This window comes from Cysteiniphilum halobium, assembly GCF_003574425.1.
GTDB lineage: Bacteria > Pseudomonadota > Gammaproteobacteria > Francisellales > Francisellaceae > Caedibacter > Caedibacter halobius.
Map to the genome: position 1 here is coordinate 74,569 of NZ_QLIU01000017.1, position 14,859 is coordinate 89,427.

General features: G+C 37.9%; 13 protein-coding genes. 12 read left to right on the forward strand and 1 reads right to left on the reverse strand.

Annotated features, from left to right (window positions below):
• Positions 1 to 34: 34 nt before the first annotated feature.
• Complete coding sequence (locus DNK85_RS04540) at positions 35 to 538, reverse strand: helix-turn-helix domain-containing protein (RefSeq protein ID WP_119328388.1); 504 nt, start codon at positions 536 to 538, stop codon at positions 35 to 37.
• Positions 539 to 732: 194 nt separating this feature from the next.
• Here DNK85_RS04540 and DNK85_RS04545 point away from each other — a divergent pair, with 194 nt between their 5' ends.
• The 12 genes from DNK85_RS04545 (at position 733) to DNK85_RS04600 (ending at position 14,668) form a co-directional block, all read left to right on the forward strand.
• Entirely contained in the window at positions 733 to 2,892 is a 2,160-nt protein-coding gene (locus DNK85_RS04545; RefSeq protein WP_119328389.1) for a hypothetical protein, read from the forward strand.
• A gap of 594 nt (positions 2,893 to 3,486) precedes the next feature.
• The gene (locus tag DNK85_RS04550) at positions 3,487 to 3,858 is read left to right on the forward strand and encodes a hypothetical protein (RefSeq protein ID WP_119328390.1); all 372 of its coding nucleotides are present in this window, start codon (positions 3,487 to 3,489) and stop codon (positions 3,856 to 3,858) included.
• A gap of 382 nt (positions 3,859 to 4,240) precedes the next feature.
• Entirely contained in the window at positions 4,241 to 5,086 is an 846-nt protein-coding gene (locus DNK85_RS04555) for a hypothetical protein (RefSeq protein WP_119328391.1), read from the forward strand.
• Entirely contained in the window at positions 5,079 to 6,155 is a 1,077-nt protein-coding gene (locus DNK85_RS04560) for a hypothetical protein (RefSeq protein ID WP_119328392.1), read from the forward strand. The genes DNK85_RS04555 and DNK85_RS04560 overlap by 8 nt, the downstream gene beginning before the upstream one ends.
• On the forward strand, positions 6,145 to 6,381 hold the full coding sequence (locus DNK85_RS04565) for a hypothetical protein (RefSeq protein ID WP_119328393.1): 237 nt from the start codon (positions 6,145 to 6,147) through the stop codon (positions 6,379 to 6,381). The genes DNK85_RS04560 and DNK85_RS04565 overlap by 11 nt, the downstream gene beginning before the upstream one ends.
• A gap of 278 nt (positions 6,382 to 6,659) precedes the next feature.
• Positions 6,660 to 6,989 (forward strand): hypothetical protein, encoded by a 330-nt coding sequence (locus DNK85_RS04570; RefSeq protein WP_119328394.1) that lies wholly within the window; start codon positions 6,660 to 6,662, stop codon positions 6,987 to 6,989.
• A 1-nt stretch (position 6,990) separates the two neighbouring features.
• Complete coding sequence (gene traL, locus DNK85_RS04575; RefSeq protein ID WP_119328395.1) at positions 6,991 to 7,302, forward strand: type IV conjugative transfer system protein TraL; 312 nt, start codon at positions 6,991 to 6,993, stop codon at positions 7,300 to 7,302.
• A 64-nt stretch (positions 7,303 to 7,366) separates the two neighbouring features.
• Positions 7,367 to 7,927, forward strand: coding sequence for a type IV conjugative transfer system protein TraE (traE, locus tag DNK85_RS04580; protein ID WP_119328396.1), 561 nt, complete (start codon positions 7,367 to 7,369; stop codon positions 7,925 to 7,927).
• A gap of 19 nt (positions 7,928 to 7,946) precedes the next feature.
• Positions 7,947 to 9,140: a type-F conjugative transfer system secretin TraK gene (gene traK, locus DNK85_RS04585; protein ID WP_162896524.1), complete on the forward strand. Its 1,194-nt coding sequence runs from the start codon at positions 7,947 to 7,949 to the stop codon at positions 9,138 to 9,140.
• Positions 9,133 to 11,013, forward strand: a complete 1,881-nt coding sequence (locus DNK85_RS04590; RefSeq protein ID WP_119328398.1) for a TraB/TrbI/VirB10 family type IV secretion system protein — start codon at positions 9,133 to 9,135, stop codon at positions 11,011 to 11,013. Before traK ends, DNK85_RS04590 begins: the two co-directional genes overlap by 8 nt.
• 66 nt (positions 11,014 to 11,079) lie before the next feature.
• The gene (gene traV, locus DNK85_RS04595; RefSeq protein WP_119328399.1) at positions 11,080 to 11,667 is read left to right on the forward strand and encodes a type IV conjugative transfer system lipoprotein TraV; all 588 of its coding nucleotides are present in this window, start codon (positions 11,080 to 11,082) and stop codon (positions 11,665 to 11,667) included.
• Position 11,668: 1 nt separating this feature from the next.
• Positions 11,669 to 14,668: a TraC family protein gene (locus tag DNK85_RS04600; RefSeq protein WP_162896525.1), complete on the forward strand. Its 3,000-nt coding sequence runs from the start codon at positions 11,669 to 11,671 to the stop codon at positions 14,666 to 14,668.
• Positions 14,669 to 14,859 lie beyond the last annotated feature (191 nt).

Here is a 14,859-nt window from a genome sequence, read left to right on the forward strand (position 1 = left end):
GTTTGGTTATTTTATTTTTGATGCTATTTACTATTTAAAAATATTGTTTGATAATCCACTCTGCAAAAATCTGATCAGGTGCAGAGAGTTTTTTTGAAAGAGAAAATTCATAAATTTCACTGATTGCTTTTACCGAGGTTTTTGTATCAACAAACGGAACCTTTTTTTCTTTGATTATTTTGTCATACACTTCAACGCATTGCAGAAAATATTTTTTCTGCCATTCTAGTTTGAGATCAATTTTACTTGAGGTGTCACGTAAAGAGGGACAAACCTGATGGTTTAATTTTTCTTCACCGATAAGGGCTTCCATAGAAACATTAAAATATCTGGCTAAAGGGATTAATGTTTGTACTTTGGGGATGCCTCTTGCCATAGCAAGTTGATGCAGCGTATTGGGCAAAATACCTGTTGCATCAGCTAATTGGTTGACCGTAATACCTCTTTCGGCAATCAGTCTTTTTAAAATAACGGCAAAGGTTCTCGTTAATGCATTGACTTCAAGCGGTTTTATTTCAGGTTCTTTTTGTGCTGACATGATCTAAATAGTTATGTTTTAGTATATGTTATAAGTTAGCAAAAAATCTGTTTAAAAACAAATTAAAAATAATTGTATAAAAAATATGTTTACATACTTGCAAAGTGTAAATACAATGATAAAAAATAATTTTTATACTTTCATTAACTATTGATGTTTAAACTGAGAAGATAGGTTTTTATTTTGGTGATAAAATGGCAGTGGAAAAGGATTCACATTACTTAGGCAGTGATTGCAAACTGCATTTAGCCAGTGTGGTTAAAATGAATGGTTATGTGCTTTATGTTGAGTTAGAGAGATCAGATGGCATCTTAATCGAACAACGAATAGATGGTGTTGTTATGTCATCATTTTATTTGCTCAAATTATCGTACTTGCAAAATTATTTCACAATGGTTGTTCTGTCCTCGTCTGTATTAGACATCAGATTGAGCTTAATAACCCCTGTATTAGTCGGCTTATATTGCACCGTTATTTGCAATATATCAGAAAGTAAGTGTGTATTATTAACTACGTTTACTTCGTATTCGGTCATAGCACATTGTTATGATCGGGTAGGCGCAGAATATAATAACAAAGGTGTCGCTATGGAATCTGTGAACAACCAAACTAACCGCCAAAGGAATCTTGATCTTAATGTCGTCATCAACGAGTTAAAGGCAATTTTAGCTAACAAAAGTATTGAAACTATTACTTCTAAGGTGTTTGAACTTGATGACCAATACGATATCGACACCGAAAACGAGCTTATTGCTGCTGTTTTGGTTGATTTTGGTATGATCAGTGAAGATGAATTTTTAGGTGAGTTTAATGCTGTCAGTAATTGCGCTAGAAATATCAAAAAAATGATTCAGTCACCGACAACATTAACCACAAGGATTAACAACACCGAGGTATTTGATGTTGCTAAAGCTGATAATGCCAGTAATAAAGCATTTAATCAAGATAGCAACAACGCAAATGGTCAAAATCGTAAAAATCGTAAAAATAGTCAATGTAGCCAAAAGAATACAGGGATTGATCGCGACAAGGAAATTTTTGGCGTTGCCAGTGGTGGGCAAGACGCGATGCTTAAACCATCACCAGCAACAAGCAGGAGCAACAACACTAATGGATTCAATGCTGTTGCTCCTGATAATGCCAATAAAGGACTGATTGATCAAGCGCGTCACAATGAAAATGGTAAGAAAAATATTGATGAACATTTAGCTGTTGTTGCCAGTGACGCTGATCGTGGACATACTAAGTCATCACTGACAACGGAGGATGACAATAACCCAAAAGGTATTACTGTAAAAGGTGATCATGCCAATAATGAAGAGATTGATCAAGTCAGTCATAGTGTAAACGGTGAAATTGTTGTTGATGGTCTTGGTGTAAGGAAAGGTGAAAGTGTCGGTTTTAGCAATGGCGAAATCGTTGGTTTTAGCGGTGACGGTCAAGGTAGAGCTTCGCGCGAAACTGTCACAAACAATAATGACTATCAACAAAATATTAATGCTGATAATGCCCTCAAAGATAATGAAACGATAGTTGACCAGTTCCTAAATCTAGGCGAATCCAAGTATAAAGATTTCGTTAAACAGTGTATTCAACGTGGCTATTCAAGTGAAAGCGAGGTTATTCGGTGTGCAACTCATGCGATTCAAACGTATGGTAATTTAAATTATGATCAGTTATATAATGGCATTTGCTATAGTCATTTTACAGTGCCAAAGCTTATTGACCGTCAAGCAGTTGCTGATATTAACCAAGATAATAAAGAAGCTCAAGCAAACAAAAAGGCTAAAAATCCGCTGTCAAAGAATCCAAACTTGAAACTACCCACGTTGACTGACTTAAAAATGCCTATCATCGAAAAAGAGGTGCTTTATAAAGATTGGGCAAGTTTAGCTGAACAATCTTTAGGATTAGGTGCTGTGACCGAGTGCCAAAAAATAGCCATTGTCGCCATTATTGATTATGTCAAAAGAAAGGGTGTTGTTATTACCAGTGATCAAGAAGTGTATGAGTGGTTGTATCACACGGTGGCAAATTATGAATATTACTTTTCAGGTGCTACGAACTTTAAACATTTGGCGAATATACTGATTAAGCGATTAGTGAATCAGTCCTTTAATCATCCGAGTGGTTTTGATCATTGGCGCAAAATGATTGGTGGCAGCAGTAGCGTTGATCGTGTTAAAATTGATAATAAAACGAACAATAATAATTTAAAAGATTACACTAACGAAATTAATCTTCTGCTTAGAAGAATGGAAGACAAAATAAACATTACAAACCCTAAAAAAGAGGTAAAAAAGTGCCATGAAAAGCTTTATTTTAATAGTCATACAGGTGGTTTTGTGGTATAATGATTATAGTTAAAAATCAGAGGTGTGAATAGCCTTGATGATAACATGGTGTATTAACTTAACGGTGAATTAAATTGCTAAAGTTGCAGGAAAATTGCATACTAAATTTGATAATAAAATTAGCCTAAGAGGTGAAAAAAATGAGAATAAACAATACAAAAAAGTAATTTTGAGCAGTGGGAAAATTGACAGTTTGGACGACCTAAATTAACCCACCGTTAGAATGCTTATATAGTGAGATACAAGCCCCATCAATATAAATGAATTTTATATTTTATCAAGCAGGTATCTCTAGAAAGTGGCAATTAATTTCAATTGTCACTGTGACAAAAATATTTTATAAAGCCCGATTTTTCAGGTGGGTTATATATTTGCACCTACTAAGCAGATGTTAGATGAAAAAATAACGAAGGTTCCTCTGTTTAAACACTGTTCTTGGTGTTTTACAAGTCCCGCTCTTGGAGCGAAGTTATACGCGATATAATCATAATACCTTGCGAGGGTTATGCTCTGTATTACGTTACGTTTAACAAATAGATGCTGCTTAGTTTTAGGCATTATCTATGTGTTAATGTCAACAGGGAGTGCATACTAATGTCGAGAGAGTGCCATAAATTACTTAAAGAAAGTCATCAAATATCGTTTAAATTATGTCATCGAAAGCCTTATATTGCTTTGATGAGAGATTATACATTGAATGACAGTCAATTATTTAACCAGTTGTATCAGCATCATATCAAACTGGGAGAAACTGCTAAAAAAGCAAGATTAATTGCTAAAGGTGAAGAGTGCCGCTTAAGGAGCTTATCAAAAGCTAAAAAAGTCATGGTTAAATATAAGCAAGGTAAAGAAATTATCGGGAAGATTTTTAAGTTAACACATCAACACATTGCGTTAAAGCTGAATCCAAAGCATAAGCCTATTTGGTTAGATCGCCGTTATATTCGTTTGATTAAAATCGTTTAGATCAATGTAAGGGTATGTTAGATCAAAAAAAACAAAAAAGTCATCACCATTTATTTTACTTAGTATTGTTATTTTATTGGGTGCAATTCAACCCTAAATTTATTCAACATCCTCAGTTTATCAGAGTGTTTCATTATATTTATCAAGTGCAAGTCATTTGATTAAGCACAGTTATCGTTTTTTCCAACAACAACTCCTTTAATCGCGGTAGCTGTGCTTAATGAGGTGGATTTATTTTTTAAACCAAGAGGTAAGCAATTATGGATAGTGAAGATGGTTTTGAATCTGGATAAGCAGAAGAAATCGACATTCAGTTTAAAGCAGAACAAAGATTTTTTAAGCATTGGGTAGTGTAATGTGTAAACAAAAAGGAATGTAAATAATGATCATTAAAAAGAAAATCAAGCTTGTATTGCTTGCTATTGGTCTTGGCATGACGGGTGTTGCCAGTGCAAATAGCATTTATTTTATTAAGAAGGGAGCGCCAGATATAAACACAGATTGTGGTTTTATAGATGGCTTTAAAACTGTAAGCAATCAAGAGCAGAAAGATGTAGTGAACCAGATTATAAATGATGAGCTTAAAAACTATGTATTAAATTTTTATGCAGCTAAAAAACAAGCTTTTGAAAAAGCCATAGTTAACCCAACAATTGAAAATGTCGCTGAGTCCTTGCTTTATCAAAACATAGAGTTAAAGGCTTTAGCTGAATTAAAAAAAGATGTAGTTAATGCTTATAATGTGGCGCAAGAGATTGTCTTGGATCAGTCTTTAACAGCGAAAAAAAAGATGATTATTCATCAATCTAATTATCCTATAGTTGCAGCAGTGGCTAAGGTATTAAGAGATAGTGCATCTGATCAAATAAAACAACCAAATATAAATGATGACGGCATCTACAAGGGCATTGCAGATAATAGCTGTAATGATAGTAGTGGTTGCAATGAAATTATATCTAAATCTCAAGATATTTATAGATCATTAGCTATTAGAGGTAGTGTTGGCGATTTTGCCACGAATAAACAAATTTTAGCGGGTGCTCCTTATGCTTTTAATCTTGGCATGTTAGAAAATGAGCCAGTTAAATATCAAGCGTTAAAAGATACAAAAACCTTTGCTTATCAACAAGCGCAGTTAGCAATATTGACGGATATTGATTATCAGTTGAGAAAACGCAATCAGCAAGAGCAAGAACAAAAACAAAGAAAAGGGGGAAATGATGTTTAATCGATATTCACGTCATCGATCTCAACAGGATAAAAAGAATAAAAAACAAGGTAAAAAAGAGGATAAACCAAAGCAATTTGCAGCAGCAAAAAAGAGCATCAAGCACATGGGTCAGCGATTCTTATACTATGAACGCAAGGTGTCCACTTACTTTTTCTGGTTATTTCTTTTTTTTGTGTTGGCAGTATGTGTTATAGGTCGGGCACCTAAAACGATGAACTGGTTTTTTATGTTACTGTTTTTAACCGTAGCTTTTGCCATTACCGCTTTCATTGGTAAGCGCATATGTCGTTACTATTTTGTCAAATACCAATGGCAGCGTTATGTCATTGCGATGATGCGCCAGATGGTATCGATTTATCAGCGATTGATTGGTTTTATTAAGCGATATCCCTATGCCAAGGTGTTTGTGATGAGTGCAGTGATCATTGTATCGTCTGTGTGGTTGCATAGCGCATTCGCGGGATATCGATTACAACCGTTGCCAGATAGAGAAACGCTACAGCAGCGATTAGATGGACAACAGGGTTGGTTGTTGGGCAGTGACTTTAATCTTAATGATGTGCAAGGCAGTATAGCCAATACGCGCAGACAAAAAGGATACTTTGGCTTTGATGCGTATGGTGGTTATCGCTTTGTCATTGATCAACGGCAAACGTTGACCCCGACACTGGGTTTTGCGGTTAATAGTAAAAGTGTGTTCAGTGGGGTTGATCAAACGATCACAACGTCACTGTATGATATTTCAGGCATGTTGAAGTATCACTATTATGTTGGCAATGGTATTAAGTTAGGTGCAGGTGCGGGGTTGGGATTTGTCTATGGTTGGATTGAGCGTGACGATAGAAGAGGTCAACATGCTCAAGGCAGAAGGACATCTTTTTATCGCAATATTGCCCCAATTTTAGGATGGTATTCTGGGTATCAATTAACGCAAGAATTATCGATCGATACAGGCTTTAGCGCCTATTTACCCTATCTATTGAAGTCGCAGCAGACGGTGTATGGTGACAAATCAGCAATACCTACGATTTATCGATTGAGCTTGGGGGTCAGTTATGTTTTTTAGTTTTCCTCACCCAAACCAGCGATTGAAGGTTCAGTTATGTCATTATGCACAGGTTTTTGTGGTTATGATCATTAGCGGTTTAACACTCATGGTGATCACAGGCTGCTCAACAACTTCATCAAGTATACGCTTTAAGCAGGAACCAATCGCAGAGGTTGTCAGTGTACAAAGTGATGTTAATCATGCCAATAATTATGTTTATCAGGCAAAACCTTATAAGACGTAGGTGTGAAAAATAAAAAACAAAAAATAAGTCATTTAGTGTCAAGGCACAATCTGTTTTATCTATTATTGTCAATTACCATTTAGTTGAGGCATTCCAGTGCTTTGATTATTAACCTTTTCCCATTTTTTCCACTGTTTTCAATTTTCCCACTTTTTCTACTGTTTTTATTTTCAACTCAGTAACAGAAGTGAAGAAGCACGCGTTTATTTTTTCGTCACAATAAACGCACGTATTAAACCAATCAAAATTACTATACATCAACAAAAGGAGCATACATTATGTTAGCAATGTGTAAACAAACCCTCAAAGATCAATTCACATGGGCATCTTTAAAGTCATGGGGCATTGCCCTTTTATTTGCTGTGGTGCTGTCGCTGTTATTTGTTTTGGTCAGTGAAGCGGCGGTTGATAAAACAAAGCTGACTAAAGAAGTCAATGATGCGGTTGGCTCAGGCAGTTGGGGACAGATTGTTTTAGGCGGTATTGCCTTGGTCATTTCTGCGATTTTCTTTTTTGCAGGGAATATTAAAATGGCAGTAACGATTTTTGCAGGAGTTGCCGTACTACTGGGTGTTTATAACTCAGGTTCACTAGGATTTGGTGCTTGATATGGCAAATCAGGAAGAAGATCAGGATTTTACACGCGTGTGTAAATATTTGAATAAACCGCGCTTAACGATGGGCTGCACGACCGATGAAATTGCCCCTGCCTTTGTGGTAATGGCAACAGGGGTGATCACCAGTCATTTAAGTCTGTGTTTTTTAATTGGTATGTCTTGGATATTTGGTTTAAAAACCCTAAAGCGCTATCGTAGTCCTCAATTTTTAGCGGTAGCGATGTACTGGTTTTTAGGTCAGCCAATTTCAAAGATGGTATTTAAAAAAACCATTGATTCCGCTCAGCGATTCTGGTTACGTTAGTTTTTTCGCTTTTTTGACCTTTGTTGTTTTTATTGTTAAACCCTTAATTTAAATAGGAGCGTTTATGGACGCATCACATCATCAATTGGGTCAGTCATTAGGTCAGTATGTCAATCGCTGGCTTAAGATTGGCTTTATCTTTATGTCACTGGTGTCGATTGTGCTTGCTTATGCGTTATATCAGACGATTAAACATAAAATGGTGACGTTAGTGCCACCTGTGTTAAGTCATCAAATGAGCATTAGCCTGATTGAGCCAGATGACTCTTATTTGGCGCAGATGGCGTTATTTTTACTGGGAATGAAGCTGAATGTATCACCCGATAATGTACTGTTAAATCATCGGGTACTAAAAAGCCATACTTCACCGAAAACATGGGGTCAGTTAAATAGTGTGCTGGAGAAAGAAGCTAAGGACATCCAAGAGGGACGTATTTCTTCAGTGTTTTATCCTAGTGAGCAGGAAATGAGTATTGAGCGCTTGCAAGTGAAGGTTAAGGGGATGTTAGAAAAGCGGGTGGGTTTACGTCTTGTTTCACATCAGGAAGTCCGCTTTATTGTGCAGTTTGATTATTACAATGGCTCATTGCATGTCAAAGATATTGTTGAGCTTAAGAAGCCATAGTTTTTTTAGGGAGTTATTTATGATGATTTTTAGCGGGAGAAGTCAGCATTTAGTGCATCGATGTAGTTTACAAGGCGCAAGGTGTGTTCAATTGATCAGAACAATGGTTATATTGCTTGCATCGCTTATATCGCGTATATCGCTTGTATTGCTTTTATTTCTTTTACTACTTACTTATTTTATGACTTATCACATTGCCTTTGCAGAGACAACACTTAATGTCTCCCATGCAGATAGCGTTGCTGTGCTTGATAAAAGGGCAGATAAACATGCCATCACAGAGGAGACAGATGAGGCGCGATTACTGTCTGCAATGAAAAAGCAAGGGGTGATGCCTGTTGCCGTAGAGGGTAATGATACGAATAAAAAGACAAATTCAAAGCGTCATCAAGCAGTGGCAGAGATTTCACCAGAGGAGATAACATCCTTAAGCCAATGGACAGCCGATCACAACAACCAACATAAGGTTAATAGTAGCTATCCTTCGACCCTTAAACCCTTGGATGCCAAGCGGATACCTTTTAGTAATCATCAGACGTTAACGGTGCGTTTGTCTAAAACAGACAGCAATCGTTTATACGTTGAGGGGGATAAAATTACTGATTTTACCTGTCAACAGGGCTTTTGTTTTGTTGATCGTCATCGTTTGGATAAGACAGGGGATGCGTTAGTGACGTTGGGCAATGCCGCACGTTTAGGCACAGGCTTTACGGCTTTTGTGCTGACAGCATCAGGGCGACAGTTTACGTTATATGCGGTACCAGAGGTTAACAGTGGTCAAACCATTGGCTTTATTGCTCAAGGGGGTAGCAGTCTTAAAGCCCATGACGTTGAGAAAAAAACACCGTATCGAACCTTAGTGGTGTCGATAATACGCGCGATGATCAATTATGAAAAGACAGGCGAATTACCAGAAGGGTATACAACGACTGAGATTCCGATGGAAGATCATGTTAACCATCGAGAAAATGCCGTAGGTCATCAAAAACTGAATCAGGGGTTGAGTTATCAACCTGTACGATTATTTAAAGGGGGTATGTTAACAGGGGTTGTTTATGCGATTCAAAACGTCAATGCGCAGGTTATTCACTTACACCCTAAAATGTTTTATCAAAAAGGCATGGTTGCAGGGGCATTGAGTAAAGAACAACTGGCATCGGGGGAAGTGGGTTACTTTTATGCCTTAATCCAAGAGGGCGCGAGTGATGTTTAAGTTTTTAAAAGTATTAATCCTTAATAAGCAGCTTAAGCGTATGTGCAATGCATTTAAGGTTAAGTTAAATAGTAAGGGTAGTAAAGGCAGTAAGGGTACTCAGAAAAACGCCATGCATGAAGCAGGTCGTCCTTATGTTACTGGGCAAATGCATGACATTAACGACAGTGATCAAAACAAAGAAAATGAGAAAGATGACAAAAATGACAAAAATGACAAAAATGAATCTGTATCAACTGATCATCATCAAACGATGATTGATGCGACTGTCTTTGAAAAAAATAAAGATACAAAGAAACGTTTATTAACCTTGATGATCTTTGTCGCTGTTGCAGGTGGTTTTATCTGGTTATTGACGATTTTTATGTCATCCAAGGCAAAGGTTAAGCCAACCGTGGTGATTGAGGGTGATGACAAAGTATTGGCTGCGGGTGAATTTGTTAAAATCAAGGGTGCCACGTTTACTGCTGACGACAATAAAAGCGCTTTGACCCATCAGCAACGTCAGATTGATGATGTGGTCAGTCAGTTGGATAAGCTGACAAAAGAAAATCATTCATTGAATGATTCTCTTGATCGTCAACGTCAGCATTTTGAACAAGAAAACAGTTATTTAAAAAAGCAGCTTTCAACGCAACAACAGGAAACACAGCGGTTGATCGATGAAGCTAACAAAACAGAAAAAACAAACAAAGCGGAAAAAGCCAACGCGTTAATGTCAATAGTGACCAATAGCAACCAATTCTCTCAATTTGCTCAATCCGCTCAGTCCTCCCATGGCAAACCAACAATGCCACAGGGTGAAAGCGTCAGTCAATGGGATAATCAAGGCAATCAAAACAATCAAAATAATCAAGGGGTTTTTGGTCAAGGGCATTATGCCCATACAGAGCCAGTTCACGTTGTGCGCTTACCGGTGAGTTTCACGACCACGGTAGTTGAAAAGGACGATGAGGGTAGCCAGTATATCCGTAACTATAGCAATTATGTGCCAACAGGTACTTTTTGTGAAGCCAAGCTATTAGGTGCTGCGGAAGCGCAAGCAGGCGTTGATGCTCAAGGTGATGCCTCACCGATTTTGTTTGAGGTAAAAAATCATTGTATATTACCCAATGGTAAACAATCGAAACTTAAGGGTGCGTTTATTACTGCCAGTGTTTATGGGCGTATTTCTTCATCAAGGGGTATGGTGCGCTTAGAACATTTATCACTGGTACGCAAAGATGGTTCAATCTTAGATATTGGGGTTGAGGGCACGGCATTTGATTTGAGCGGTAAAAATGGTATTCGTGGTGAATTTAAACTGCGCAATGATAAGGTGATTATGAATGCAGGGATTGCGGGGCTGTTATCAGGCTTAGGTGAATCAGCCTCACAATATTCACAAACCCAGTCTGTGTCACCTTTAGGCGCAACGACAACGATTGATGCTTCAAAGATTTTACCTAATGCTTTGGGTAAAGGGGCTTCTCAATCTTTTGGTGAGATCAGCAAATATTATATTGAGTTTGCCAAGCAATTTCAGCCAACGATTGATTTACGTGCGGGTGCTAAGGTGAATATTGTTTTTTTAAAAGGCTTTCCTATTGTTGATGAAGCGCGTATTCGTGCGTATGAGCAGAAAGTGGAAGCAGCACGTGAGGAAAAGATAAAAAAAGCCAATATGCAGCCATTAAATGTGCCGACATCAGCAATATCGCCTACATCCTCGATGAGGATGCCTGCTTACAATATGCCGCCAAATGATCAAATTGCCAATCACTATGATGCATCCTCAGTGAATCCTTTTGGTGGTGATGAGCGTAATACGCTGACACAAGAACAACATGCATTATCAGCACCACTACCTGATGGTCTACCACGATCAAGATAACCATTGTGTCGATGGTTGTTCAATTTTTTCAAACTTTTTAATTATAATTTTCAAGAGGTTTTAGCGATGGATTCAGTTCAAGATAAGCAGGTCATCATGACCCTGTTACCCTTATTGCAGCGAATGACTTTAATGGTTTTAATGACTTTGTTTTTTCGCGTATTTTTTAATTCCCTTTTATCACATTTATCACATTTATCGCGTATATGGGCTTTATTATCATTACTTTGGTTATGTCTGTTATCAGGCTGTTCAACTTTTAGCAGTAGCTTTGACTGTGATCGTATTGGTGGCATTAAAGGCTGTGTGTCGATGAGTGAGGTTTATGCGCAATCATCAGATGATCTCTCTTATTTTTCTGATGTATCTTATGCTGGGGATAGTTCAAATACAACAGCAATAAATGACATAAAGGCAAGAGCAAAACTTAAAAGTGTTAAAGGAATCACAACAATACCGAGTGGTTCAGCATTCACTGTGCCTGCGATCGGTCAGCCTGTGCGTGTTGGTGATACGATTCAAAAGATGATGATTTTTGATTATATCGATAGTGAGGGTAATTATAACGAGCCAAGTATCGTTTACACGGTCTTGCGTGGTGCCAATTGGTTAAACCATTCCGTGCATGCGGTTAAAGCGATGGGGGATGAGTAAGATGAGTGAAATGAATCAAGTAAGTAAAAGAAGTAAAATAAACAAGCTTAAAAGTATCAAAAGTATCAAAAACCTGTGTTTCCCTTTTAAGCTTGAGCATCACAGTCCGTTTGCAGTATTAAAAAAATACGCCAAGCCCAAGGGTGCTGGGCATTTTCATCATTTGCTACCTTATCGTTTTTATGATGCTGAACGTGGAATATTTCATAATCAGTATGCCAGTGAGGGGTTGTTAAGCAGGCAGGCTAAATGCGCTAAAAATGGCTATGGCTTTGGCTTACAGTTGTCACCCTTGACAGGGGCAAATATCCATCTTGCTAAAGATTTAAACGATATGATCGTCAGTAAATTACCTGCGGGCAAAAAGTTCAGTTATCAGTTTAGCTTGTTAGGGCATCGACAGTTACTGGAAAAAATCCAGTATAACGCGTATGTGCATTCTAAGCGAGGTGGGATGTATGCCGATATTGCCAACCATCAGGCAAATCTGGCGATTAAAGCGTTGATTGATGGTTTCCCCAGTGGTTATGGCAAACACGCGCACTTTGATTTAAAAGACTATGAAGCGTATTTCTTTGCGCACTGTATTGCTCAGGATGCCAGTAAGATGGCACAGGTGAAAGAAGATGTTGAAATTGCATTGTCTACGGCACAAATTCAGTATCAAGCAATGGCTGCTGAGGATTTAATGGCGCATGTTGGCAATATTATCAATCATAATCCCAAAAAATTAACGCCCAGCCAGTATCATCATAATGTTTACGATTATCTTAATCAGCAAGTATGTGATGCCTCAACGGTAATTGATCAGATAGACGCAAATTATATTGACATTGCGTTTATGGATGAAACCTGTGGTTATGGTGAAAATCATGCGTCAGGACAATCAGTAGTGCATGTAGATAAAGTGGTATCAGCACAAGCAAGGGGGCAAGAAGAAAGAAAAGTTGAAAAAGTTGAAAAAGGTGAACAAGATAAAAAAGTTAAAAGAGCTGAGGTTCGCGTGGTCTGTTTAAGCTTAAAAAAATTGCCGAGTGATTTTTTTATGACGCAGTTACCTGAGTTTTTAAGCTCAAGCAATAACATTGGATTATCCTTGCGCTGTCCTTTTTTATGGACAACGAATTTTCAAATTGAAGATAAACTAAAATCGGATACACAAACGCGTCAGAAGATTAAAAATTTAGATAAATTAAGATCGATTGGTTTTGAAAAGCTATTACCATTCTTATCGGATGAATTAAGCGAGTATCGTGACATCCATCGTGGGCTTGAGGATGACCGTTATCGCATCTGTACGTTTTCGATGGACTTAATTTTGTTTTCAAGCAAAGCAGATTATAAAAAAGATGTGGCAGCGGCAATGAATTTATTTCGACATGGTTTACAGTTACAGGATTGCCAGTATCTACAAGGGCAAATCTTTCAGAGTATTTTTCCGTTTTGTTACGCGCCGTTAAGTGATGATCGCCAGCGCTCAGGCACAAGACATCGGACGAAATCACCGAATGTGGTGAGTTTTTTACCGATCGTTGGTGACTATAAAGGGGCATATGACCCTGATAAGGGTGAGCATCAAGGGCGTAGTTACGGTTTGATCACCACAACAGCTAAGAATCAGTTTGCGCCATTGAATTTATTTAAGATGGGCACAGATTCCTATAATGTGGTGATTGCAGGTGCTAAAGGGTCAGGTAAATCGGTATTGGCGCAATTGCTGATTTATCAGATTGTGGCAATGGGAGGGTATGCATGGGCAATTGATAAGGGTAACTCTTTCCGTGATTTGGTTGAAATCGTTGAGGGTCGGCACATTAATGCGATGGAGTTGTATTTAAATCCGTTTAGTTATTTGGATTTAGAGCAAATGGAAAGTGATCCTGATCTGATGAATGACCCTGATATTGATGTGTATTCGGTTTATTCCAATACCATTTCAATGATTGCGGAGTTGTTTTATATGATTGGTAAGCCCAAAGAAAAGGATGTTTGTCCGTGGCAATTTGCGAAACTGACCCAAGCGGTAATGCTCGCGCATCAGCAATTTACAACCAACACCAAGGTTGATCATGTGTGGGATGAGCTTAAAAAAATGGTCGATGAGCAACGCGCCCAAAATAACGGACATTGTGACACAAGACTGTCTGACTGGTTGGATTTATTAAAGGTCTATCGCACGGATTCTTACAGTAAGACACACAGTAAGATTTTTAATGAAACCTCAAAGCTTGACCCTGATTCACCGTTTATCTGTGTTGAGGTTGAGGGTGTATCTAAAGAGATGATTAATCCGTTAATGATGGCATTATCGATTGATATTAATAATCGGATTATTTTATCCAGAGACGCAAAGCCCAAAGGCTTCTTTATTGAAGAAGCACCACAGATTATGCGCTTTGAATCACAAACCTTGCAGGATAAATTTTCGGAAGCTGCTGCGACCTATCGTAAAAAGAACGCATCCCTTGCCTTTATTGGTCAAACGGTCAAGGAGTTAAACAGTACCAGTTTGTTAGCACAGGGTTATGAGAAAGCAGCGATTAAAATCATTATGTCGCAGGATGCCACTTTTGCTGCATTTGCCAAACAGAATAAAGAGAATCCTTTGTTTCCTGATCGCGAGATTAAGATAATACAACACTTTCGTCCATCGTCTGAGGCATGGTTTTCCTCGTTTTTAGTTAAGCGCGGTGAGTTTTCATCAGAGCATCGATTTTTTCTTGACCCTTATTCAAAGATTATTACGTCAACGAAAAGACAGGAAGTGGACGCTGTTAAAAACTATCGCAAACAGGGTTACGCGCTTAAAGAGGCAATTATGCTGACAGTCAATGAATTTTATGGGGATGAGTTGGCGGAGTTACAACGATTTAGTGAGCAATTTGCCAGTTTACAGGCACGCAATCAAGTAGATATTGATTATGCCGATTTCAAGCAGCGTTTAGCTGAAACAAGTGATGGTCAAGTGCGCCAGAATATTAATCACAAACAACAAACATAGCACCAAGCCTATGTTAAAAAACATAAGCTTGTGCTACTGCCTCCACGACATTTATTAACTGGTGCTGATGATACGTCTTTTGTCCACCTTTACATTTTTTTACTTTAATGAGAAGTAACATTTTGTTGTTTCGCTATTTTGCTGATTATTATCAGCATTAAACTAATTGCGGTCATCAAATAATGACATGT